Annotated in this window: 21 protein-coding genes; 20 read left to right on the top strand and 1 reads right to left on the bottom strand. The window is 36.3% G+C overall.

The window, feature by feature from the left end:
- Positions 1–115 precede the first annotated feature (115 nt).
- The 7 genes from ystJ to J2R98_RS05195 all read left to right on the top strand — a co-directional run bounded on the left by ystJ (position 116) and on the right by J2R98_RS05195 (position 7,259).
- The gene (gene ystJ / locus J2R98_RS05225; RefSeq protein ID WP_307066765.1) at positions 116–1,348 is read left to right on the top strand and encodes an NADP-dependent malic enzyme; all 1,233 of its coding nucleotides are present in this window, start codon (positions 116–118) and stop codon (positions 1,346–1,348) included.
- 25 nt (positions 1,349–1,373) lie between these two features.
- Entirely contained in the window at positions 1,374–1,985 is a 612-nt protein-coding gene (locus J2R98_RS05220) for a FadR/GntR family transcriptional regulator (RefSeq protein WP_307066762.1), read from the top strand.
- 91 nt (positions 1,986–2,076) lie between these two features.
- Positions 2,077–2,934, top strand: a complete 858-nt coding sequence (gene accD / locus J2R98_RS05215; RefSeq protein ID WP_307066760.1) for an acetyl-CoA carboxylase, carboxyltransferase subunit beta — start codon at positions 2,077–2,079, stop codon at positions 2,932–2,934.
- Positions 2,934–3,899 (top strand): acetyl-CoA carboxylase carboxyl transferase subunit alpha, encoded by a 966-nt coding sequence (accA, locus tag J2R98_RS05210; protein WP_307066758.1) that lies wholly within the window; start codon positions 2,934–2,936, stop codon positions 3,897–3,899. Before accD ends, accA begins: the two co-directional genes overlap by 1 nt.
- A gap of 179 nt (positions 3,900–4,078) precedes the next feature.
- Positions 4,079–5,038, top strand: a complete 960-nt coding sequence (pfkA, locus tag J2R98_RS05205) for a 6-phosphofructokinase (protein WP_307066756.1) — start codon at positions 4,079–4,081, stop codon at positions 5,036–5,038.
- Positions 5,039–5,070: 32 nt separating this feature from the next.
- The gene (gene pyk, locus J2R98_RS05200) at positions 5,071–6,831 is read left to right on the top strand and encodes a pyruvate kinase (protein ID WP_307066754.1); all 1,761 of its coding nucleotides are present in this window, start codon (positions 5,071–5,073) and stop codon (positions 6,829–6,831) included.
- A 35-nt stretch (positions 6,832–6,866) separates the two neighbouring features.
- Positions 6,867–7,259 carry an FxsA family protein gene (locus J2R98_RS05195; protein WP_307066753.1) on the top strand — a complete coding sequence of 131 codons (393 nt, stop codon included), beginning with the start codon at positions 6,867–6,869 and terminating at the stop codon, positions 7,257–7,259.
- A gap of 46 nt (positions 7,260–7,305) precedes the next feature.
- On the opposite strand, the gene ytvI is transcribed toward J2R98_RS05195, so the two are convergent.
- Entirely contained in the window at positions 7,306–8,397 is a 1,092-nt protein-coding gene (ytvI, locus tag J2R98_RS05190; protein ID WP_307066750.1) for a sporulation integral membrane protein YtvI, read from the bottom strand.
- A gap of 76 nt (positions 8,398–8,473) precedes the next feature.
- On the opposite strand from ytvI, the gene J2R98_RS05185 reads away from it, so the two are divergent.
- From J2R98_RS05185 to J2R98_RS05125, 13 genes are all read left to right on the top strand, one after another.
- The gene (locus J2R98_RS05185; RefSeq protein ID WP_307066749.1) at positions 8,474–8,947 is read left to right on the top strand and encodes a DUF441 domain-containing protein; all 474 of its coding nucleotides are present in this window, start codon (positions 8,474–8,476) and stop codon (positions 8,945–8,947) included.
- A 211-nt stretch (positions 8,948–9,158) separates the two neighbouring features.
- Entirely contained in the window at positions 9,159–10,274 is a 1,116-nt protein-coding gene (citZ, locus tag J2R98_RS05180) for a citrate synthase (protein WP_307066747.1), read from the top strand.
- Between the two features lie 87 nt (positions 10,275–10,361).
- Complete coding sequence (gene icd / locus J2R98_RS05175; protein ID WP_307066745.1) at positions 10,362–11,633, top strand: NADP-dependent isocitrate dehydrogenase; 1,272 nt, start codon at positions 10,362–10,364, stop codon at positions 11,631–11,633.
- Positions 11,634–11,669: 36 nt separating this feature from the next.
- Positions 11,670–12,623, top strand: a complete 954-nt coding sequence (gene mdh, locus J2R98_RS05170; RefSeq protein ID WP_307066743.1) for a malate dehydrogenase — start codon at positions 11,670–11,672, stop codon at positions 12,621–12,623.
- A 500-nt stretch (positions 12,624–13,123) separates the two neighbouring features.
- Positions 13,124–13,381 (top strand): transcriptional regulator SplA domain-containing protein, encoded by a 258-nt coding sequence (locus J2R98_RS05165; RefSeq protein ID WP_307066740.1) that lies wholly within the window; start codon positions 13,124–13,126, stop codon positions 13,379–13,381.
- Complete coding sequence (splB, locus tag J2R98_RS05160) at positions 13,374–14,402, top strand: spore photoproduct lyase (RefSeq protein WP_307066738.1); 1,029 nt, start codon at positions 13,374–13,376, stop codon at positions 14,400–14,402. The genes J2R98_RS05165 and splB overlap by 8 nt, the downstream gene beginning before the upstream one ends.
- A 244-nt stretch (positions 14,403–14,646) precedes the next feature.
- Entirely contained in the window at positions 14,647–15,333 is a 687-nt protein-coding gene (locus tag J2R98_RS05155) for a response regulator transcription factor (protein WP_307066736.1), read from the top strand.
- A 3-nt stretch (positions 15,334–15,336) separates the two neighbouring features.
- Positions 15,337–17,043, top strand: a complete 1,707-nt coding sequence (gene pnpS, locus J2R98_RS05150) for a two-component system histidine kinase PnpS (RefSeq protein WP_307066734.1) — start codon at positions 15,337–15,339, stop codon at positions 17,041–17,043.
- 51 nt (positions 17,044–17,094) lie between these two features.
- Positions 17,095–19,719 (top strand): DNA polymerase I, encoded by a 2,625-nt coding sequence (polA, locus tag J2R98_RS05145; protein WP_307066732.1) that lies wholly within the window; start codon positions 17,095–17,097, stop codon positions 19,717–19,719.
- Positions 19,720–19,734: 15 nt separating this feature from the next.
- Positions 19,735–20,568, top strand: coding sequence for a DNA-formamidopyrimidine glycosylase (gene mutM, locus J2R98_RS05140; protein ID WP_307066730.1), 834 nt, complete (start codon positions 19,735–19,737; stop codon positions 20,566–20,568).
- 61 nt (positions 20,569–20,629) lie between these two features.
- Positions 20,630–21,262 carry a sporulation membrane protein YtaF gene (gene ytaF / locus J2R98_RS05135; protein ID WP_307066728.1) on the top strand — a complete coding sequence of 211 codons (633 nt, stop codon included), beginning with the start codon at positions 20,630–20,632 and terminating at the stop codon, positions 21,260–21,262.
- A gap of 10 nt (positions 21,263–21,272) precedes the next feature.
- On the top strand, positions 21,273–21,881 hold the full coding sequence (gene coaE, locus J2R98_RS05130) for a dephospho-CoA kinase (protein WP_307066726.1): 609 nt from the start codon (positions 21,273–21,275) through the stop codon (positions 21,879–21,881).
- A gap of 110 nt (positions 21,882–21,991) precedes the next feature.
- Positions 21,992–23,011: a glyceraldehyde-3-phosphate dehydrogenase gene (locus J2R98_RS05125; RefSeq protein WP_307066724.1), complete on the top strand. Its 1,020-nt coding sequence runs from the start codon at positions 21,992–21,994 to the stop codon at positions 23,009–23,011.
- The last annotated feature ends 762 nt before the right edge of the window (positions 23,012–23,773 follow it).

Below are 23,773 nucleotides of genomic sequence, written 5' to 3'. Positions count from 1 at the left end.
TAGTGGATACAAATTAATTAGGTGATTTTAAATAACACTTTACATGCATTCACTATTTGTTATAATAAATTCGATTAGTGGTCAGACCATTTTTGAAATTAAAGGAGCGGTATAAGTGGCTAACTTAAAAGCAGAAGCATTACACATTCATAAGGCAAACCAAGGAAAACTAGCAACACACTCTAAAGTTCCAATCAAGAACGCTAGGGATTTAAGTTTAGCTTACTCACCAGGAGTCGCTGAACCTTGTAAAGCTATATATGACAATAAAGAATCAGTTTATGATTATACAATGAAAGGTAATATGGTAGGTGTTGTGACTGACGGTTCTGCCGTATTAGGACTGGGCAACATTGGAGCAGAAGCTTCACTACCTGTTATGGAAGGTAAATCCGCATTGTTTAAAGGGTTTGCTGGTGTTGATTCTTTTCCAATTGCATTAAATACTCATGATGTTGACGAATTTGTACAAGCGGTTAAATTAATGGAGCCTACTTTCGGCGGTATTAACTTAGAAGATATTGCAGCACCAAACTGCTTTATAATTGAAGAACGTTTGAAGAAAGAAACCAATATACCTATTTTCCATGACGACCAACATGGAACGGCAATTGTTACAGTTGCAGGTTTAATCAATGCACTGAAATTATCAGGTAAGAGCTTTTCTGAAACTAAAGTGGTCGCTAATGGTGCAGGAGCAGCAGGGATTGCAATTATTAAGTTACTTTATAATTTTGGTGTTCGAGATATGATCATGTGTGATTCAAAAGGTGCGATATTTGAAGGTCGTACATATGGAATGAACGAAGTAAAAGATGAGATTGCCCGTATGACGAATAAAGATCGTAAAGAAGGCACTTTAGAAGAAGTGATGGAAGACACTGATGTATTTATCGGTGTATCAGTTGGTGGATTACTATCTAAAGAAATGGTAGAGAGCATGAATGACAATCCAGTTATTTTTGCGATGGCTAACCCTGATCCTGAAATTATGCCAGAGGATGCAAAAGAAGCTGGAGCTAGTGTGATTGGTACAGGGCGTTCTGACTTCCCTAACCAAGTTAATAACGTATTAGCTTTCCCAGGGATCTTCCGTGGTGCGTTAGATGTTCGAGCAACTCGTATTAACGAAAAAATGAAAGTTGCAGCTGCTGAAGCAATTGCTTCACTAGTAAGTGATGATGAATTATCAGCGGATTATGTTATACCAGAACCATTTGATTCACGTGTTGCACCTGCTGTAGCCGGAGCTGTAGCTAGAGCTGCAATGGAATCAGGTGTTGCAAGAGTTCATGTCGACCCAGAGGATGTTGTAAGACATACTGAACAGTTAACTAACCAAGATTAATTATAATATTTATGAGGTGCGTAAAATGACGAATCAATCCAAGATGAAAGTATATCAAGAAGTGCTTAACCAAATTCGTCAATTCATTGAAGAGCAAGAGCTTAAAGATGGAGACCGATTACCTTCTGAGCGTGAATTATCAGAGCAATTAAACGCAAGTCGTGCATCTATTAGAGAAGCATTACGAGCAATTGAACTACTTGGTTTAATTGAAACACGTCACGGTGAAGGAACGTTTTTACGCACTTATAAACCTTACCATTCTGTAGAATTATTATCGACATTTGTTTTACGAGAAGTTAAAACGAAAGACGAATTACTTGAAGTGAAATTTCTGTTAGAACAAGTTTGTTTAAATCAATTGTTTGCTGATGAACAGTGGGATTATTCACAAGTTAAAAATTTATTGTTTGAGTCTAATGATATACATACAGAATTGTTTTTAAGGTTATTTGAGGAATATGGCAATCGACTGTTGTTAAAAATTTGGCATTTGGTTACAGGTTTTGTAGAAACAGTTGATCCAAAGGGAGCAAGTCAAGTTCAGTATGAAGAGCTTCTTAAACTAATTAGTCAACGTCAATATAATCAAGCATTAGATTATCACGCATCACTTTATGAGAAACAATGTAGTTAAATTATTTATGCTTGTCTAAAATACGACAGTTTTTTTATTTTTACTAAGTTATGATGTTTTGAGAGTGTCAGGGCTAAAAGGAGGAATCAGCTTGATTAAGGATATGTTTAATAAGAAAAGAAAATATGCCACCATTACCAAACAAGAAGAGCATGAAGATGTTCCAGAAGGATTAATGATAAAGTGCCCTTCTTGTCGAAAAATTTATTACCGAAAAGAAATCGAAAAGAACCTATTAACGTGCCCAAATTGTGATCACCATCATCAAATGTCTGCACCTGAACGTATTAATTACTTGCTAGATGATGGGTCATTCCAAGAGTGGGATGCAGACATGGTGTCAGAAAACCCTTTAGAGTTTCCTGATTACCTCAAAAAAATTGAAAAAGACCAAAAGAAGACAGGAATTAATGAAGGTGTCGTAACAGGTCAAGGAACGATTAACGGATACCCTACTGCAATAGCTGTTATGGATGCACGATTCCGTATGGGAAGTATGGGATCTGTAGTTGGCGAAAAAATAGCTCGAGCGATTGAGAAAGCAAACGAGTTGAACATACCATTAATTTTATTCACTGCTTCTGGCGGAGCTAGAATGCAAGAAGGCGTCTTAAGTTTAATGCAGATGACAAAAACGTCTGTAGCGTTGGAACGATTTGATCGTGCAGGAGGGCTATTCATTTCTTATATGACTAACCCTACTACTGGTGGTGTTTCCGCTAGTTTTGCATCTTTAGGTGACTATAACTTTGCAGAGCCACAAGCTCTTATTGGTTTTGCGGGCAGAAGAATCATTGAACAAACAATTAGAGAAAAGCTACCTGATGACTTCCAAACGGCAGAATTTTTATTTAAACATGGGCAACTAGACCGTGTCGTCCCTCGTCATGAGATGAAAGACACACTCTCAACCATTTTAGAAATCCACCATATTGGAGGTGGACAGTAATGAAACATGTATTACCATTTGAGAAACCAGTTGTCGAGTTAAGACAGAAAATCGCCGAATTAAAGAGTTTTACGAGTGAGAGTGACGTCGACTTAACTGAAGAAATCGCGACTTTAGAAAATCGTCTGGAGCGTTTAGAACAAGAAGTATATGGAAATATGACTCCTTGGGACCGAGTACAAATGGCTCGCCATGCTCAACGCCCTACAACACTTGATTATATTAATCATATTTTCACTGATTTTATTGAGATGCATGGTGATCGTTATTACGGTGATGATGAAGCAATTGTTGGAGGTATTGCCAAGTTCGGCAATCAACCGATTACGATTATTGGACATCAACGTGGTAAGGATACTAAAGATAATTTGAGAAGAAACTTCGGTATGCCTCACCCAGAAGGCTACCGTAAAGCGTTACGCTTAATGAAACAAGCTGAAAAATTCAATCGTCCAATCGTAACGTTTATAGATACGAAGGGCGCTTATCCTGGTAAGGCAGCAGAGGAACGTGGCCAAAGTGAAGCAATCGCTAAAAACTTGCGTGAGATGGCAGGTTTAACTGTACCGGTTATTTGTATCGTGATTGGTGAAGGTGGTAGTGGTGGCGCGTTAGGCATTAGTGTAGGGGACAAACTATATATGCTTGAAAACTCTACTTACTCTGTCATTTCACCAGAAGGCGCCGCTGCACTACTTTGGAAAGATTCAAACTTGGCACAAAAAGCCGCTGAATCAATGAAGATCACATCATACGACTTGAAAGAACTTAACATTATAGATGATGTTATTGAAGAAATTCAAGGTGGTGCACATCGTGACTTAGAGAACCAATCAAACTTTATTTCTAAGTGTATTGAAGACGGTTTAAAGCAACTAAAAACCTTACCGACTGAAGAATTGCTAGAAAAACGTTGGGAAAAGTATAAAAAGATTGGTGCTGTTACAACAGTTGTACAATCTTAATAAAACATGGAGCTGTTAATCAGCTCCGTTTTTATTTCTTAAATTAATACTACAAGCATTTTGAATGAATTTTCATAAAATTTATTCAATAAATATGTAATTCCTTATGCATGGCATTTCGAGAAATTTTAATTTACAATATGATATACAATTGATCGATAGTAAAACGAGGTGTGAATATGAAATCAATAGGTGTTTTGACTAGTGGTGGAGATGCTCCAGGGATGAATGCAGCCATTCGCTCAGTCGTAAGAAGTTGCATTTACCATGATGTTAAAGTGTTTGGAATCTATTACGGTTACCAAGGTCTAATTAACGGTAATATTGAAGAGTTAACAATAGGCTCTGTAGGTGATATTATTCAAAAGGGTGGAACAATGTTGTATTCTTCTCGTTCAGAAGAATTCAAAACCCCAGAAGGTCAAAAGAAGGCCATTGAACAATTAACCAACTATGGTATTGAAGGTTTAGTCGTTATTGGTGGGGACGGTTCATTTAAAGGAGCGACGAAACTAACTGAACAAGGATTTCCTTGTATCGGAGTGCCAGGAACAATAGATAACGACATACCAGGAACTGATTATACCATTGGATTTGATACGGCGTTAAACACGGTCATTCAAGCTGTTGACAAAATTAGAGATACAGCAACTTCACATGAGAGAATTTATACAATTGAAGTGATGGGTCGAGATGCTGGTGATCTTGCACTTTGGGCTGGTCTTGCTGGTGGTGCAGAGAGTATTTTAATACCAGAACGTGAATCGAATATGGATGAAGTTCTTGAAAAGATCCAACGCGGCCATGAACGTGGTAAGCGTCACAGTATTATTATGGTGGCGGAAGGTGTAGGAAGTGCAGTTTATTATGCTGAACAAATCCAAGAGAAATTGAATTTATCGACTCGTGTTACAGTACTAGGTCATACGCAACGAGGTGGTTCACCAACAGCTAATGATCGTGTCTTAGCAAGTCGCTTAGGAGCTGCAGCCGTTGATTTATTGTTAAGCAATAAAGGTGGATTAATGGTAGGGATTGAAAATAACCAAGTTGTTCACCATGATATTATAGAAGCATTGCAAAAAGAGCATAAAGTAGATGAAGGTCTTTATCAGTTGTCTAATCAACTCTCTATATAACCTTTAACATATTTTAGGAGGAAGTAAAACATATGAAAAAAACAAAAATAGTATGCACAATAGGACCAGCATCAGAGTCAATTGACACTCTAAAACAATTAATAAGTGCAGGGATGAATGTCGCGAGGTTAAACTTCTCTCACGGTGACTACGACGAACACCGTGCAAGAATTAAAAATATCCGACAAGCAGCAGATGAGATGAACGCTACAGTCGGAATTCTTTTAGATACAAAAGGACCAGAGATTAGAACAGGTACTTTTGCGGAAGAAGAAGTTGAACTTCAAGAAGGTTCAACGGTTTATTTATCAATGGATGAAGTAGAGGGAACTGCTGAACGCTTCTCAGTCACTTATCCAGGCTTAATCGAAGACGTTGGGCCAGGTAATACAATTCTTTTAGATGATGGTCTAATCGGCTTAGATGTCGTTTCAGTTGATCAAGATAAAAAAGAGATCGAAACGAAAGTCATGAACACAGGAATAATCAAAAACAAAAAAGGGGTAAACGTCCCAAATGTGAGCGTTAATTTACCAGGTATTACTGATAAGGACGCAAATGACATTTTATTCGGTATTGAAGAGGATATTGACTTTATTGCAGCTTCATTTGTAAGACGTCCATCTGATGTGTTAGAAATACGTGAATTGTTAGAGAAACATCAAGCAGATCATATTCAAATCATCCCAAAAATTGAGAACCGTGAAGGTGTAGAAAATATTGAACACATCATCAAAGTAAGTGATGGTTTAATGGTTGCACGTGGTGACTTAGGTGTAGAAATACCAGCAGAAGAAGTACCACTAGTTCAAAAAGATTTAATTTACCAATGTAATGTTGCAGGCAAACCAGTTATAACAGCTACTCAAATGTTAGATTCAATGCAACGGAACCCTCGCCCTACTCGTGCAGAAGCGAGTGATGTTGCGAATGCGATTTTTGATGGAACAGATGCAATCATGCTTTCTGGTGAAACTGCAGCTGGTGATTACCCAGTCGAAGCGGTAAAAACAATGAATAACATTGCTGTTTATACTGAAAATTCAATTGAAGAACAAGTATCGGTTAATGCTTATTTGGAACATGGTGACATGACCATTACAGATGCCATTAGCCACTCAGTTGCAAATCTAGCTGAAGACTTAAGTGTTAAAGCAATAGTAACTCCGACTGAAAGCGGAAATACGGCTCGTAACGTATCAAAATATCGACCAAAAGCTAACATCGTAGCAGTTACGTCAGAAGGTTATGTTAACCGCCAGCTTTCATTAGTGTGGGGTGTTCATGCTATGAAAGGTGACCAAGTTTCTTCAACAGATGAAATGTTGGCTCTAGCAGTAGAAAAAGGTCTAGATTCAGAACTGTTCCATCACGGAGACAGAATTGTCATTACGGCTGGAGTGCCTGTTGGCGAAAGTGGTACAACGAACTTAATTAAAGTCCATGTTGTAGGTAATATCGTAGCTAAAGGTCAAGGTATTGGAAAAGTTGGTTCTGTAGGTAAAGCAGTCCATGCGAAAAATCTAGAAGAACTAGAAAAAAACTTCAATGATGGAGATATATTAGTTGCCCATGGTACTGATAAAGAGATGATGAATTATATTGAGAGATCAGGTGGGATCGTTGCAGAAGAAGGTGGCTTAACGAGTCACGCAGCAGTCGTTGGCATTAATGTTGGGAAGCCAGTGATCGTTGGTGTTTCTGGAGCTATGAAAGCTATTGAAAATGGAGAAGAAATTACGATTGACCCAACGAACGGAAATATCTATCAAGGGCGTACCACGATCCTGTAAAAAACCAATGGTGACTAGCTCGAAAGGAGCCAATTATGTTTCGCTTATTATTTGTTTTAATTATTGTCGTCTCATCTATTGAGATAGCATTATTCGTATGGCTAGGTAATATATTGAATATTTGGTTTGTGTTGTTAGGGATTATTACAACAGGGTTTTTAGGAGCTATATTGGCCAAGCAACAAGGTATAGAAACACTTAATCGTGCTAGGTTAGAGATGGCTAATGGACGAGCACCTAAAGAAGAAATCTTTGACGGAGTATCCATTTTATTAGGTGCTGTCGTATTGTTCACTCCAGGGTTTTTAACTGATGCTTTCGGTTTTATGTTACTGATCCCTGTAACACGGCGCCCAATAAAAAAATGGGCACAAGGTGTTGTATATGCCATGATTAAGAAGGGAACAGTCACCGTTATTAGAAGGTAATTAGAGGAGTACATGAACGAAAGTTTGTGTACTCCTTTACTTTGTCCTACTTAACAATATAATTCTTTATGTGTGTCAAAAGGTTTGCTCGCATGAGAGCGACTATTATAATCATAATAATTGGGCTTAAAAATATACCTAAAATGCCAAATGTACTTATTAATATGAACAGTAAAATTAGTACAAAGAACGGATGAGTACCTAGTTGGGCACCAATCAATTTTGGTTCTAATAAGTTACGAGTTATAATAATAACGATTAATAATAGGCTTAGCTGTATAGTTAACGTAAATTGATCCGTCATAAATAAGTAAATGAGCCATGGAATAAATAACCCACTAACTCCAACGAGAGGTATTAAGTCTAAAAACATAGCAACAAAAGCTATCGCTAATGCATGTTCAACAGAAAAGAATAGTAAGCCAGCATAGACAATGAAACCGGTGATGACGATTAAGAGGAGCTGTGCTAATAAATATTTTTTAATTAAGTAAGTAATTTCCGACTTTGTTTTTGAATAGACCGATAACGTTCTTTCAGGCATGTGTTCCAGAACGTTTCTAAACCATCTTGGACCGTCTTTACTTAAAAAATAAGTCCCGATTAAAACAAAAAATAAAATATAGCCACCTTGTATGACGTAACTTAATTGATTCATAGCCGATTGTAATAAGTTTATTAACCAATCTTTACTTACTTCTTTTACAGAGTTTGTCATGTCTGATAATAAGTTTTTCATTAACTGGCTAGATTCTGGATGAATCGTTGAGGCGAAATTTTCAATCGTTTGGTAGACTTGTTCAACCGTTTGTGTCGTATACTGTTCAACTTGTCTGAACAAATCTTCAAGTATGACAGGAGTTGTCATTGTTAGGTGCTGGAGTAAATGAATAAATTCTACAATACTCAAAGAAATAATTGAAATAAAACTTATAAAGAAAAAGCATAATACAAAAAGGACAGATAAAGCTCTATTTCTTAAATAAGCTTGTACAAAATTAACGAGAGGGTTTATGAGAAAAGCTAGTACAATACTTAATAAGATTGGAAATAAGTAATAAAATCCAAAATACATAACTGTGAAGAAGCCAATTAAGAAGGTAATCAGTTTAATTAAATTAGGGTAATTTAATTCCATACTATAACTCCTAAACAGATGATCGACTTTGATATGGATTAATTATAGAAAAAAATTAGCAAAGGTTGGTATTATTGTGTTATCATCTTCGACTTTATTTTTGCTTGTACTTTTAGCGTTAGGTTTTATCGCAAAAAACCAAGCGATATTAATCGCTGTTTACATATTGTTAGGAATAAAATTGTTAAACTTAGAAGATCGTGTATTACCGTTATTTGAGTCTAAAGGGATCTTTATAGGTGTCGTTGTTATTACAATTGCTGTCTTGGTCCCGATAGCTAATGGTGAAATTGGATTTTCAGATCTATTTGAGAGTATGAAATCGTACTATGCATGGATTGCAATTGCCGCTGGTGCATTTGTAGCTTACGTTGCCAAAGATGGGGTGGACCTTATGGCAAGTGATCCCCATTTAACGGCAGCTTTAATAGCCGGCACCATTTTAGGGGTTGTCTTATTTCAAGGAATCGCTGTTGGTCCTGTCATTGGTGCTGGAATTGCTTATTTAGTCATGCAATTAGTTGATGGTTTTATGAAGTTCTTTTCATAAATTGCAAGATGTTTAAATACACATTCAAAGGGAATATATATTAACAGATATGCAGTATTGTTGATATTTATGAATTTTGTATAGCGAAATAGTTTCACTTCTACAGAATTTTGTTTATAATGGTCATTGGGATGTATAATAATAGCTATGTAAATAGAAGTGTATACATACACACTAATGTTTTCATTATTTTTAGAGAAGGAGAGATTGTATGTCTAGCACTAAAGGTCTTGAAGGTATCGTTGCAACACAATCATCGATTAGCTCAATCATCGATGACAAACTAACTTATGTTGGTTATGACATTGATGATTTAACTGAGAACTGTAGCTTTGAAGAAGTCGTTTATTTACTATGGAATTTAAAGCTACCTACTAAAGAAGAGTTAGACGCTTTTAAACAAGAAATCGCTAACGAAATGGAAGTTCCTCAAGGAATTATTGATCATTTAAAATCTTATGATTTAGATTCTGTACACCCAATGGCTGCACTTAGAACAGCAGTTTCAATGTTAGGTTTATACGACGATGAAGCGGATGAAATGAATGAAGACGCTAACCGTCGTAAAGCACTTCGTTTACAAGCTAAGATTTCAACAATCGCTACAGCATTTGCGCGTATTCGTAATGGTAAAGAACCTGTAGCCCCAAAGAAAGATTTAAGCTTCGCAAGTAACTTCTTATACATGCTAAATGGTAAAGAACCAGAAGCAATTGAAGAAGAAGCATTCAATAAAGCACTAGTGTTGCATGCTGATCATGAATTAAACGCATCAACATTCACTTCACGTGTATGTGTGGCGACATTATCTGATGTATATTCAGGTGTAACAGCAGCAATCGGTGCTCTAAAAGGTCCGCTTCACGGTGGTGCTAACGAGCGTGTGATGCAGATGCTTTCAGAAATTGGCGAAGAAGAGAATGCAATCCCTTATATTAAAGATAAGTTTGCTAACAAAGAGAAAATTATGGGTATGGGCCACCGCGTTTATGAAAATGGTGACCCTCGTGCAAAACACTTAAGAGAAATGTCTCGTCAATTAACTGAAATTACTGGTGAAACTAAGTGGTACAACATGTCAGTTAAAATTGAAGACTTTATTAAAGAAGAAAAAGGTTTACCTGCAAACGTTGATTTTTATTCAGCGTCTGTATATCACAGCTTAGGCATTGATCATGATCTATTCACACCAATCTTTGCTGTAAGTCGTGTATCAGGTTGGTTAGCTCATATTTTAGAGCAGTACTCTGATAACCGTCTAATCCGTCCTCGTGCTGAGTACATTGGACCAGGTAAACAGCAGTTTGTCTCTTTAGAAGAAAGATAATGAATTCCAAAAGCCGGGAAACCGGCTTTTGTGTTGTTCATTCCTTTAATATATAATGGCTCTAGAACATAATAGGAGGTTTTGAAATTGACACAAGGTGAAAAAATCACAGTAGAAAACGGACAAATGAACGTTCCAAATCAAGCAATTATTCCATTTATCGAAGGAGACGGTACAGGTCCTGACATTTGGGCAGCAGCGTCTCGTGTATTAGAAGCAGCAGTAGAGAAGGCTTACAACGGTGAAAAAGGAATTGAATGGACAGAAGTATTAGCTGGTCAAAAAGCTTATGACAAAACAGGCGAATGGTTACCAGAGGAAACTTTAGAAACAATTCGCGATTATAAAATTGCAATTAAAGGGCCTCTAACAACGCCAATTGGTGGAGGAATCCGTTCACTAAACGTTGCTTTACGTCAAGAGTTAGACTTATTCACTTGCTTACGTCCAGTACGTCACTTTAGCGGTGTACCATCTCCAGTTAAGCGTCCTGAAGATGTAGATATGCAAATCTTCCGTGAAAACACAGAGGACATTTATGCAGGTATTGAATGGCAAGAGGGTACTGAAGAAGTAGGTAAAGTGATTGACTTTATCCGTAATGAAATGGGAGTAGACAAAATTCGCTTCCCTGAAACTTCTGGTATCGGTATTAAGCCTGTATCAAAAGAAGGTACTGAACGTCTAGTTCGTTCTGCAATTGAATATGCATTAAATGAAGGTAAACAGAGCGTTACTTTAGTACACAAGGGTAACATTATGAAGTTTACTGAAGGTTCATTTAAAGCATGGGGTTATGACTTAGCTGAGCGTGAATACGGCGATAAGGTATTCACTTGGAAAGAGTATGACCAAATCACTGAAGAAAAAGGTCGCGATGCAGCAGATCAAGCTGAAAAAGAAGCTGTTGAAGCTGGTAAGATTGTAGTTAAAGATGCTATTGCTGATATCTTCCTACAACAAATCTTAACTCGTCCAAAAGAATTTGATGTAGTTGCGACGATGAACTTAAATGGTGACTATATCTCAGATGCTCTAGCTGCACAAGTTGGTGGTATTGGTATTGCACCGGGTGCGAATATTAACTACGAGTCTGGTCATGCTATTTTTGAAGCTACTCACGGTACTGCACCGAAGTATGCTGGTCAAGACAAAGTTAACCCATCTTCAGTTATCTTATCTGGAACACTTATGTTAGATCACTTAGGTTGGAGAGAAGCTAGTGAGCTAATTCATAAGGCGATGGATAAAACAATTGGAAGCAAAGTTGTAACTTACGACTTCGCTCGTCTAATGGATGGTGCAAGAGAAGTTAAATGTTCTGAGTTCGCTGATGAACTAATCAAGAACATGGACTAATAAAAATCTTATAGTGGAATATTGAGGAGGAGTGCAATGACGATTAAACGTAAGAAAGTATCAGTTATTGGCGCTGGTTTTACAGGGGCAACAACAGCACTGATGACCGCTCAAAAAGAACTAGCTGACGTAGTGTTAGTGGATATTCCGGATATGGAAGATCCTACGAAAGGTAAAGCACTCGATATGTTAGAAGCTAGTCCGGTACAAGGGTTTGATTCAAACATTGTAGGTACTTCAAATTATGAAGAGACAGCTAACTCCGATGTAGTAGTCATTACAGCCGGTATCGCGAGAAAACCTGGTATGAGTCGTGATGATTTAGTTGCAACAAACTCTAATATTATGAAACAAGTGACACAACAAATTGTGAAGTATTCGCCAGATTGTTTCATAATCGTATTAACGAACCCAGTTGATGCTATGACTTATTCTGTGTTTAAAGAGTCAGGTCTACCGAAGAATCGTGTCATAGGTCAATCAGGGGTATTAGATACAGCTCGTTTCCGGACATTTGTTGCTCAAGAGCTAAATGTTTCTGTTAAAGATGTAACAGGTTTCGTTCTTGGTGGTCATGGTGATGATATGGTACCAATGCTACGTTATTCATTCGCCGGAGGTATTCCACTTGAAAAATTAATTTCCGAAGAACGTCTAGATGCGATTGTTGAACGTACACGTAAAGGTGGCGGTGAAATCGTTGGATTGCTAGGCAATGGTTCAGCTTATTACGCACCAGCTGCGTCAATAACTGAAATGGTTGAAGCCATTTTAAAAGACCAACGTCGTATTTTACCGTCAATTGCATATTTAGAAGGTGAATATGGTTACCATGATATGTACTTAGGTGTTCCAACAATTTTAGGCGGTAATGGAATTGAGGAAATTCTTGAGTTAGACTTAACAGAAGAAGAAAAACAGCAACTAGATCAATCTGCTGATTCTGTTAAAAATGTCATGCAAGTATTAGCCAATAATACTGAAGCTTAAAAAAAGAACTTATGATTTAATAACATAGCGATAGACACACCGTAAATAACGGTATGTCTATCGCTTTTTCTATTGAGAAGAGTTATGAAGTTGGTATTTCATTAGTATAAAGGTCTTCCACAAATACAATGTCTCTTTCTAAAACAAGTGTTGGATAATAATTCACAACACCTTGGTTTAGGTTTCGGTTTACAAACAAATTCTATATGACATGTACATTTACATTTGCAACAACATTTTGGTTTATAGTGGTGATCGCCATGATGACCAAAGTGATCATCATGATGGTGGTGTCTATCGTGGTGTCTTCTGTGATGGTGATGATCGTGTCGATGACCCCAGCCCATATCCTCTCCCTCCTTTTTTCCTTTTACTATATTCTATAGAATTTTTATAGATTGATTTATATTAAATGTCTAGTTTAAAGAAAAATTTTCATATAATTTTTTTGCTCTTTAGACTCATACTAATGTTAAATGAAATGAAAGGTGGAGCTAATGATGTACTTTGAGCAAAACCATAATTTTGAACCTGGTGATATTGTGTATGTTTTATATAGAAACCCACATGCTCAAAATGTTGCGCAAGTCCAAGAAGCGGCTGTAGTAGAAAACCCAAATCAACCTGGTGAATTTAACTTATTTATGTACGATACTTATTATCCTTTAGATGATGAGATTGCTGTTTTCCCAACTGAAGTAGAAGCGATGCGTGCTTACAATTATCACTTTGGCGAAGATGGTAACTTGTATGGTTAAGCCATTTATGCCAGAGTTAGTATACGTTGAACCGAAGGCAATGGAGTATCCTTTAGGAAAGAAACTGATAGATCGTTTTAAAGATATGGATGTTGAGATCCGTGAGACGACATCACATAACCAAGTGCGTAACTTGCCTGGAGATAACCATTTTCAAAAGTATAGGATGGCTAAATCGACTTTAGTTGTCGGTTTAAGAAAAACGTTAAAGTTCGATACATCAAAACCGTCCGCAGAATATGCAATTCCGCTCGCTACGGGGTGTATGGGGCATTGTCATTACTGTTATTTACAGACGACCATGGGAAGTAAACCGTATATTCGAACATATGTCAATGTTGAAGAAGTGCTGGAACAAGCAGAAAAATATATGGCAGAACGAGCGCCGGAGATTACTCGTTTTGAAGCTTCATGTACGTCTGACATTGTAGGTATTGATCATTTAACTCATTCATTAAAACATGCTATTGAATACTTTGGCGAGTCGGAGTATGGAAAATTACGATTCGTCACGAAGTTCGCGCACGTTGACCACTTGTTAGATGCTAAACATAATGGGAAAACACGGTTTCGATTTAGTATTAATGATGACTATGTTATTAAGTATTTTGAGCCTGGAACTTCAAAGTTGGATGAGCGTCTTGAAGCGGCGCGAAAAATTGCAGAGGCTGATTATCCTTTAGGTTTTATTGTTGCTCCAATATACCTTCATGATGGATGGAAAGAAGGGTACGCAGAGATGTTTGAGAAGTTAGATAATCAGATTCCTGAGTTTGCAAGGAAAGATCTCACTTTTGAATTTATACAGCATCGCTTTACTCAACCAGCTAAAAGAACGATTGAACAAAACTATCCAATGACGAAATTAGAATTAGATGAGACAAAAAGAAAAAAGAAGTTTGGTAAATACGGAATTAGTAAGTTTGTTTACAAAGATGAAGAACAAGAGGAAATGAAAAATAAAATGCAGGAGTATTTACAAAGGCATTTTCCTACAGCTAAATTTGAATACTTTACTTAATAGTAGCGAAACACAGTCAAACAGGCTGTGTTTTGTTTAGTTTGAGCATTAGACGTATACTTATTGCATAGCCATGTAATTACGCAAGTTAAAAAAGTTTAAAAGGATTTTCGTACTACCATAACGAATTACTAATATTAACCTAAAAATATAAGCATGATGTTTTCATTGTTTACAACAGTTTTATATTATGAAAGTATGGAATACATACAAAAACTTAATGATCTTTTAGGGGCTGTATAAAATGACAATAAAAGTTTTAATTGTAGATGATGAAGAATCAATTACCACATTAATAGAGCATCATTTAAATCAAGAAGGGTATATGACGACAATTGTTCATGATGGTGAAAGTGCCATTCAAAGTTTAGATCATAATTCTTTTGATTTAGTCGTACTTGATTTAATGTTACCTAAGTTAAGTGGCATAAAAGTATGTGAAAAGATGCGATCAAATCAAAATGATACTCCAGTCATTATGTTAACAGCAAAAGGAGAAGAAGAAGATAAAATTAAAGGGCTGAATGTTGGAGCTGATGATTATCTTACAAAGCCTTTTAGCCCAAAAGAATTAGTCGCTCGCATTCAAGCTGTTTTAAGAAGGTTTAATCGAGGTGAAACAGAGAGCAGAAAAGTTATAAATATACAAGATGTAGAAATTCATGAAGATTATTATGAAGTTTATAAACAAGGTAAACATGTAAGCTTTACTCGTAAGGAGTTTGAATTACTTCTGTATTTAGCTAAACAAATTGGAAAACCAGTAAAACGAGAAGTGTTACTAAGAGATATTTGGGATTTCGATTATATTGGAGATACGCGAATTGTCGATGTTCACATTAGTCATCTTCGTGAAAAATTAGAAGATGACCCTAAAAAACCGACATTAATTAAAACGGTAAGAGGTGTCGGATACAAAATTGAGGGATAAAACATGAAGAATATTATTGAAAAAAGAACAATCATTTTATATATCATTTTAAGTATTTTATTTATTGTAGTGATTGGAGCGATTTTTAACCAAATCGCGAAACATTATGTTATTAGTTCGTATGAAAGCCAGTTGCAATCTAATGGTGAGTATATTTCTGAACAATTAGAAATGACGTCAATTGAATCTTTTCAACATGACTTAGTATTTTACCACGAACAATTTAATGTCGATTTGTTTTATGAATCTGAAGTAGAGGAAAGACTCCTACATACTTTTAATACAACAGAGCTTAATGTATTGCGCCATTTAAGAGGTAACTTAGACTATGTGGGTGAAATAGAGCTTATAGAAGATCGTCTCATCACGACTTATCAACTAGAAGATGGTGAGTTTTTAACAATAGCGACTGAAAAATTACCGTTAACAGCCTTAAGTACTACAATTTGGTGGGGTGTATTTTTCTTCTCATTATTTGCAACTGTGTTGCTATGGAGCTTCGGTAACCGTTTATATGACAGTTATGTAAAACCAGTGATTAAAGCAACTGAGACTTCAAAAGAATTAGTAGATGGTAATTATCAAGCGCGAATTCATGATGCGCCTTATGGTATAGCTTCTAGCTTAAGTCAGTCCATTAATCGATTAGGGCGATATTTAGAGTATATTACGTCAAAGTATGAAAACCAAAACTCAAGATTAAAAACAGTTGTAAATAATATGGAAAGTGGTGCTCTGTTAATTAACGAAAAAGGCGTCACCCGTCTAGTCAATGAATCATTTTTACAACAGTTCTCAATCGAAACGACGCCATTTATTGGTGAAATCTATTACGAAGTAGTTGATCAAGATGAATTGAATGGAGTTATTCAAGAAGCAATCTTTACCGAAACAAAACAACATCAATCGATTGAACTGAAGGATGGACGCTTTATTGAAGTGTTTGTGGCCCCTATTAAAGATCAAGAAAGTCATCATGCACGTGGTGTTGTAGTCGTTTCACACGATATTACTGATTTAAAGAGACTTGAACGTGTTAGAAAGGATTTCGTAGCTAACGTATCTCATGAGTTGCGTACGCCAATAACATCCATTCAAGGCTTTGCAGAGACGTTATTAGATGACGATTCTATTGATGAACAAAAACAAAAGCAATTTTTAAAGATTATGAAGAAAGAAAGTAAACGTTTAAATATTCTCGTCCAAGATTTATTAGATTTATCTGTTTTAGAAAAGGATGAGTATGAGTTAAAACGCTCTACGTTTACAGCATCTAAATTAGTTAACGATATAAAGGCTATTGTAGAACAACCAGCTCAAGAGAAAAAATTAAACTTAAATTATAATGTTGACGAAGATTTAGAGATTCATGCTGATTATTACCGCTTATATCAACTAGCATTGAATTTAATCTCAAATTCAATTCAATACACAAATGAAGGCGGAGAAATCACGTTAATCATTGAAAAAGAAGATGCGGATGTTCTAATTAAAGTACAAGATGATGGGATCGGAATTGCAGAGAAATTCCACAATCGAATTTTTGAACGTTTCTACCGCGTTGATAAAGCAAGAAGTAGACATTCAGGCGGAACGGGACTTGGGCTGTCAATTGTAAGGCATATTACAGAAGCACATGATGGTCACATTCAAATCGAAAGCCGTGAAGAGGTAGGAACAACAATAAAGGTTTCACTTCCACAAAAATAAACTAATCATTTGTTATAATAGTTACATCAGGATATAAAGAGGTGTTTGGTCGTGTCAAAAGAATTAGTATTAATCGACGGTAATAGTATTTTATATCGTTCGTTCTTTGCTTTACCTTTATTAAGCAATGATCAAGGTGTGCATACGAATGCAGTGTTTGGATTTACGAAAATGATGTTAAAAGTTTTAGAGGATCACGAACCATCTCATATTTTAGTCGCATTCGACGCGGGTAAAACGACTTTTAGACATGAAACGTATAAAGAATACAAAGGTGGTAGACAAAAAACACCACCTGAGTTATCAGAACAATTTCCTATTATACGAGAGCTTTTAGATGCTTTCGGCGTTAAATATTATGAGCTTGATCAATACGAAGCGGATGATATTATCGGTACCATGGTTAAAGAAGCGGATGCTAAAGGTCAAAAAACGACCGTTTATTCAGGTGATAAAGACTTATTGCAGCTCGCTTCAAACCATACAACTGTATCTTTAACAAGGAAAGGAATCTCAGAGATTGATCATTTTACCCCTGAATCGATTGAGGAAAAGATGGGAATTTCAAAGGAACAAATTATTGATTTAAAAGCTTTGATGGGTGATCAGTCAGATAATATTCCAGGTGTACCAGGTGTGGGGGAAAAGACAGCTGTTAAGTTGCTTAAACAGTTCGGTACGTTAGAAAACATATATGAAAATATTGATGATGTAAGTGGTAAAAAGTTAAAAGAAAACTTAATTAATAATCAAGAAGAAGCGTTAATGAGTAAAGAACTCGTAACCATTAACCAAAACTCCCCACTGAAAATTTCACTAGAAGACCTAAAATATGAAGGTTATCATTCACGTGAACTAGTGTCAGCCTTTAAAGCTTATGGCTTTCAATCATTGATGGGGCAAGTTGAAGGAGAAGACTCTGAACAAGAGTATGAAGAAATTGAATTTGAAGTATTAAGTGAGTTTGATCAATCACTAGTAGATGAATCACAAAATATTCTCTACGTTGAAATGTTAGATGACAATTATCATAACAGTCATATTGTAGGGTGTAGCATAATTAATGAAAAAGGTTATTATTATATTCCGACTGACTTGTTAGAAGATCAAACATTCATTAATTGGTTAGAAGATGACCAATCGCCTAAAACAGTTTTTAATAAAAAACAATTATTAGTTGCATTAAAATGGCGGGGAATTGAAGTAAAGGGAATTACTTTTGATATGCAATTAGCTGCATATATTGTAAACCCTGCAAGCCACGATGGTGATCTTTCATCAATTTCACATAGCTATGGGTTAACTGAAGTCTCCTATGATGAAGAAGTGTACGGTAAAGGCGCAAAACAGCAACTACCTAATGAAGAAGTCTATCAAGAACATATTGTACGTAAAGGCTTAGCTGGGTTTAAATTAAACCAACTTCTAAAAGACGAATTAAAACAGAATGAACAAGAAAACCTTTATTACGAGTTAGAAATGCCATTATCAGCTGTGTTAGCAGAAATGGAATATACAGGTGTGAAAGTTGATGTCGATCGGTTAGATTCAATGCAAAAAGATCTAAGCAATCGATTATCAGATATTGAAGCGAAAATCCATAACTTAGCAGGTAGTGAATTTAATATTAATTCACCAAAACAGTTAGGTAAAGTTTTGTTTGAAGACTTAGAGCTTCCTGTTATTAAGAAAACTAAAACAGGGTATTCAACATCAGCTGACATATTAGAAAAGTTGCAACATGAACATGAAATCGTTGAACAAATTTTACACTATCGTCAACTTTCTAAGCTACAATCGACTTATTTAGAAGGATTACAAAAAGTTGTTCATCAAGATACACATAAAATTCATACACGATTTAACCAAGTGTTAACTCAAACAGGACGTCTAAGTTCAGTTGAACCTAACTTACAAAACATACCGATTAGATTAGAAGAAGGACGTCGAATAAGGCAAGCCTTTGTACCTTCTGAAGATGATTCGGTCATTTTGGCTGCTGACTACTCACAAATTGAATTACGCGTATTAGCTCATATTGCAAAAGATGAAAAACTTGTACAAGCATTCAACGAAGGCAAAGATATTCATACGCAAACCGCGATGGATGTATTTGATGTTAAAGAAGAAGAAATCAATGATTTAATGCGACGACAAGCCAAAGCAGTTAACTTCGGAATTGTTTATGGTATTAGTGATTATGGTTTAAGCCAAAGTTTAGGCATTACACGTAAAGAAGCTGAGCAATTTATTAATAAATATTTTGATAGCTATCCAGGTGTTAAAGCTTATATGGATGATATTGTTGCTCAAGCTAAACGGGATGGTTATGTTGAAACCATTATGAACCGTCGTCGTTATTTACCTGACATTAATAGCCGTAACTTTAATCGCCGTAGTTTTGCAGAGCGTACCGCTATGAATTCACCGATTCAAGGTAGTGCAGCAGATATTATTAAACAAGCGATGCTAGATGTTGTTCAAAGTATGGAAGGAACGAACTTGAACGCAACGATGATTCTTCAAGTTCATGACGAATTAATTTTCGAAGTGAAAAAATCAGATGTTGAGGCACTTCAGAAGTTAGTTAAAGAAGCTATGGAACAAACAATCGAACTATCTGTTCCGCTGTTAGTTGATAGTTCTTATGGGAACACGTGGTATGATGCAAAGTAAAAAGGGGTAAAAGACATGCCAGAATTACCAGAAGTCGAAACAGTAAGAAAAACATTAGAACCAATTATTACCGGAAAGACAGTTGCAGATATAGATATACGCTACCCTGGAATTATTAAAGAGCCAGAAGATGTAGAGCGGTTTAAATTTCAAATAAAAGGCCAAACGTTTCGTTCTATTAAACGTTTAGGCAAATTTTTATTGTTTTATTTAGATGAGGATGTGTTAATCTCCCATTTACGTATGGAAGGAAAATATGGATTATTTAACGAAGAAGAGAAAAACGATGCCCATACACATGTGATTTTTAAGTTAGACGACGGGCAAGAATTAAGGTATAAAGACGTACGTAAGTTTGGGACGATGCATTTAAAACCTGTGAAGACAGAATTCAATACACCACCGATTAATAAGTTAGGTTTAGAGCCTTTTAGTGAAGAATTTACTGTCGATTATCTTTACGAAAAACTACAAAAAACATCCCGATTGATCAAGCCAACATTGTTAGATCAAACGATTGTAACAGGCTTAGGGAATATATATGTTGATGAGGCATTGTTTAAAAGTCAAATTCATCCAGAGAGAATAGCTTCATCAGTTTCGTATGAAGAATGTCACAAACTCCAAAAAGCAGTTGTAGAAGTGTTAAGTCGAGCAGTTGAAAAAGGTGGAACATCGATTAGGTCTTATTTAAATTCACTTGGTGAAATTGGAATGTTTCAATTAGAATTAGCTGTCTATGATCAAACTGGAGAGCCCTGTGTCGTTTGCCTAAGTCCTATTACGAAAACAAAAGTAGGCGGAAGAGGCACCCACTTTTGTCCAACATGTCAAGTTATTAGTGATTAAACACAGTATTTAAGCTCTTTTCATAAGATATTTTGAACCCTTATGGAAGGAGCTTTTACTGTTGCTTGATTTAATACTCCTGACGTTGTTATTAAGTTTTGCTGTTAGTTTTGATAGTTTCTTTTTCGGTTTAACGTATCGAGTTAGGTCGATTACTGTAAAACCGCATACGGTTTTGATGATCGGTGCGTTTACGGCGTGTAGCTTTTTATTAGGTGGCTGGATTGGTGAGCTTGTGATGTTCATTATGCCGTTTATTTCTCATATTTTAGGTGGATTGATTTTCATTGCAATTGGTTCTTGGGTGCTTTGGCAATGGTTACAAGACCAAAAGCAAAAGGTGAAGTACTATTATCGGGTTCAAGAAATGAAATTAAACATCCGAACAATATGGGAAATCTTGAAGCGACCACAAGTTGCTGACCGTGACCAGTCCGGTTCCATTAGTGGGATGGAAGCAGTCGTTGTTGCGATCGCATTATCGTTAGATTCATTTGCAAGTGGAATTGGTGCTGCCTTTTTTGAAATCCCTGCATTAGCTGTCGCAATCGTTGTTGGGTTATCATCAATGTTTTTCTTAATGTGTGGAATTGGACTTGGAAAATGGATGCACCGTTTCACTTGGATACATCCACTTTCATTTATACCAGGGTTAATTTTAATCAGTTTAGGAATTTGGAATTTTATAAGGTAGGCGTTGAACTATGACACTAGTAGTAGGATTAACAGGAAGCATTGCAACAGGAAAATCAACTGTATCAAATATGTTTGTACAATGGAGAGTTCCAGTCATTGATGCAGACAAAATTTCAAGAGAAATTGTTCAAGTAGGTGAAGAAGCTTATGAACAAATTGTTGCCACATTTGGTAGGCAAGTATTACATGAAGATGGTGCTTTGAACCGTGAAGCTTTAGGTAACATTGTCTTTCAAGATGAAGCAGAACGAAAGAAACTAAATAATATCATGCACCCACAAATACGTAAGCGGATGTTACAAAAACGTGATCAGTATGTCGTAAATAAAGAACCGTTAGTTGTAATGGATATCCCGTTACTATTTGAAAGTGAATTATTTCATTACGTTGATCAAGTATTAGTAGTTTATGTAGACCCGGACATTCAATTAGACCGATTAACTAAACGTGATGAAGTATCTGCAGAGAAAGCATTAGAACGGATAAATTCACAAATTCCTATTACAGAAAAGCGAGATCGTGCTGATGCGATAGTGAATAATGGTGGTTCAGTTGAAGAAAGTGAAGAGCAATTAAAGGCTATATTAAAACAATGGGGTATTGAAATGAACACATAATTTTTTGTTTAATTTTTAAAATTTGCCCTCACAATTTATCGCCAATGTGTTATACTAATCATAAATAAAGATAAAAAAAGTATAACATAAAGCGATAAGGGGGCTTTTAAATGAGTGTAACAAAAATTGCAATAAACGGTTTTGGACGTATCGGTAGAATGGTGTTTCGCCGTGCGATGAAAGACGAGAAAGTAGAAATTGTAGCAATTAACGCTAGCTATCCTTCAGAGACGTTAGCTCATTTAATTCAGTATGATTCAGTACACGGAGCTTATGACGGTTCTGTTGAAGTCATAGATGATGAAATTGTTATAGACGGACAAAGTATCGTGAAAGTTTCTAGCCGAAACCCAGCTGAATTGCCTTGGGATGAGTTGAATGTTGATATTGTTGTAGAAGCAACAGGAGTGTTTAACTCAAGTGACAAGGCATCAGCACATATAGAAGCGGGTGCTAAAAAAGTTGTACTTACTGCCCCAGGGAAGCCAGCTGATCAAACGATTGTTATGGGAGTTAATGAAGAATCGTATAACCCAGAAGAACATCATGTCATCTCAAATGCATCGTGCACGACAAACTGTTTAGCACCAGTAGCTAAAGTGCTTCATGAAAACTTTGGAATTGAAAACGGTTTAATGACGACTGTACACGCATTTACGAATGACCAAATGAACTTAGATAATCCACATAAAGACTTAAGAAGAGCACGTGGCTGTACACAATCAATTATTCCGACATCAACAGGTGCAGCTAAAGCAATTAATGAAGTGTTACCAAGCTTAACTGGTAAATTACACGGTATGGCTTTACGCGTCCCAACTCCAAACGTCTCGTTAGTGGATTTAGTTGTCGATGTTGAGAAGGATGTAACAGAAGAAGAAGTTAACCAAGCGTTTTATGATGCAATGAATGGCGATTTAGAAGGGTATTTATCGATTAACAATGACCCGCTCGTTTCAATCGATTATACGACTTCACCGTACTCTTCAATCGTTGATGGATTATCAACGATGGTAATGGAGGATCGTAAAGTGAAAGTTCTAGCTTGGTATGACAATGAGTGGGGTTACTCATGTCGTGTTGTAGACTTAGTAAAATTGGTTGGCAATCAGCTATACGTTCATCAATAATTTAATCTAAATTATTTTAGTAGCTTTAACAGAGTATTATAGAAATGATCCCGAATATTATTTGGGATCATTTTTTTTGTTTAATAATGTAGTCAATTTAAGAAAGGAATAAGGCTCTATAGTAAATGTGGTGATGTCCATTACAGATCAATTTTCAAAACGTGTGGCTTCACCACATGCTTTAGTAAGAATCAACTTAAGAAAGTGTAAGTTATTATGCATTTCGTGTGGGCATACGTTCTAAGCGGAATCAAAATGCGTAGACTCCAGTGGGAACAGCACGTGTCTCGAGACCCCAAAGGCCCCGTTTTTTGGGCCGGGGGATGCACCTGCGTCTTCTAGCAATGCTTCGAAGCAGGCTTCCTCGGTGCAAGTTTCAAAGATGCAATTTCGATGAAGTTACCTGGCTCGAGCCGTGCCCCGGCAAAGAAAACACTGCGACAAACGACCGATAGGGAGTTTGAGCAGATGTTGCACTTGTGCCCTGTGGATGAAAGCGAAGCATTTTGATGTAGCGATGTTAAGGAACACAAAGAAGTTATTATGAGAGGTTTATCGATCGACAGTCGTTTTCTGACCAAAGTCTATGCGTTAAAAGGGTAATATGTGGATGGTGTAAATCTTTACACCCACCAAATTTAAAATAGAAGCAGAAATAATTCGTTATAACACGTAATAAATGTAAATTTCTTATATGGCTTGGCTATTCCTTCTTTTATTCTTTATAATAAAATTAGGTAGAATCAACTAAAAATAATGAAC

Source organism: Alkalibacillus filiformis (assembly GCF_030814115.1).
Lineage (GTDB): Bacteria > Bacillota > Bacilli > Bacillales > Alkalibacillaceae > Alkalibacillus > Alkalibacillus filiformis.
Note: the sequence above shows the minus strand (reverse complement) of the source record. Positions and strands in the feature narration are given on the sequence as shown.

What these genes read in the sequence shown, in the direction of transcription:
- J2R98_RS05220 (WP_307066762.1), top strand. Translation starts at nt 1,374, where the DNA reads ATGACGAATCAATCCAAGATGAAAGTATATCAAGAAGTGCTTAACCAA.
- accA (WP_307066758.1), top strand. Translation starts at nt 2,934, where the DNA reads ATGAAACATGTATTACCATTTGAGAAACCAGTTGTCGAGTTAAGACAG.
- pfkA (WP_307066756.1), top strand. Translation starts at nt 4,079, where the DNA reads ATGAAATCAATAGGTGTTTTGACTAGTGGTGGAGATGCTCCAGGGATG.
- pyk (WP_307066754.1), top strand. Translation starts at nt 5,071, where the DNA reads ATGAAAAAAACAAAAATAGTATGCACAATAGGACCAGCATCAGAGTCA.
- J2R98_RS05195 (WP_307066753.1), top strand. Translation starts at nt 6,867, where the DNA reads ATGTTTCGCTTATTATTTGTTTTAATTATTGTCGTCTCATCTATTGAG.
- ytvI (WP_307066750.1), bottom strand. Translation starts at nt 8,397, where the DNA reads ATGGAATTAAATTACCCTAATTTAATTAAACTGATTACCTTCTTAATT.
- citZ (WP_307066747.1), top strand. Translation starts at nt 9,159, where the DNA reads ATGTCTAGCACTAAAGGTCTTGAAGGTATCGTTGCAACACAATCATCG.
- mdh (WP_307066743.1), top strand. Translation starts at nt 11,670, where the DNA reads ATGACGATTAAACGTAAGAAAGTATCAGTTATTGGCGCTGGTTTTACA.
- J2R98_RS05165 (WP_307066740.1), top strand. Translation starts at nt 13,124, where the DNA reads ATGTACTTTGAGCAAAACCATAATTTTGAACCTGGTGATATTGTGTAT.
- splB (WP_307066738.1), top strand. Translation starts at nt 13,374, where the DNA reads ATGGTTAAGCCATTTATGCCAGAGTTAGTATACGTTGAACCGAAGGCA.
- J2R98_RS05155 (WP_307066736.1), top strand. Translation starts at nt 14,647, where the DNA reads ATGACAATAAAAGTTTTAATTGTAGATGATGAAGAATCAATTACCACA.
- pnpS (WP_307066734.1), top strand. Translation starts at nt 15,337, where the DNA reads ATGAAGAATATTATTGAAAAAAGAACAATCATTTTATATATCATTTTA.
- mutM (WP_307066730.1), top strand. Translation starts at nt 19,735, where the DNA reads ATGCCAGAATTACCAGAAGTCGAAACAGTAAGAAAAACATTAGAACCA.
- coaE (WP_307066726.1), top strand. Translation starts at nt 21,273, where the DNA reads ATGACACTAGTAGTAGGATTAACAGGAAGCATTGCAACAGGAAAATCA.
- J2R98_RS05125 (WP_307066724.1), top strand. Translation starts at nt 21,992, where the DNA reads ATGAGTGTAACAAAAATTGCAATAAACGGTTTTGGACGTATCGGTAGA.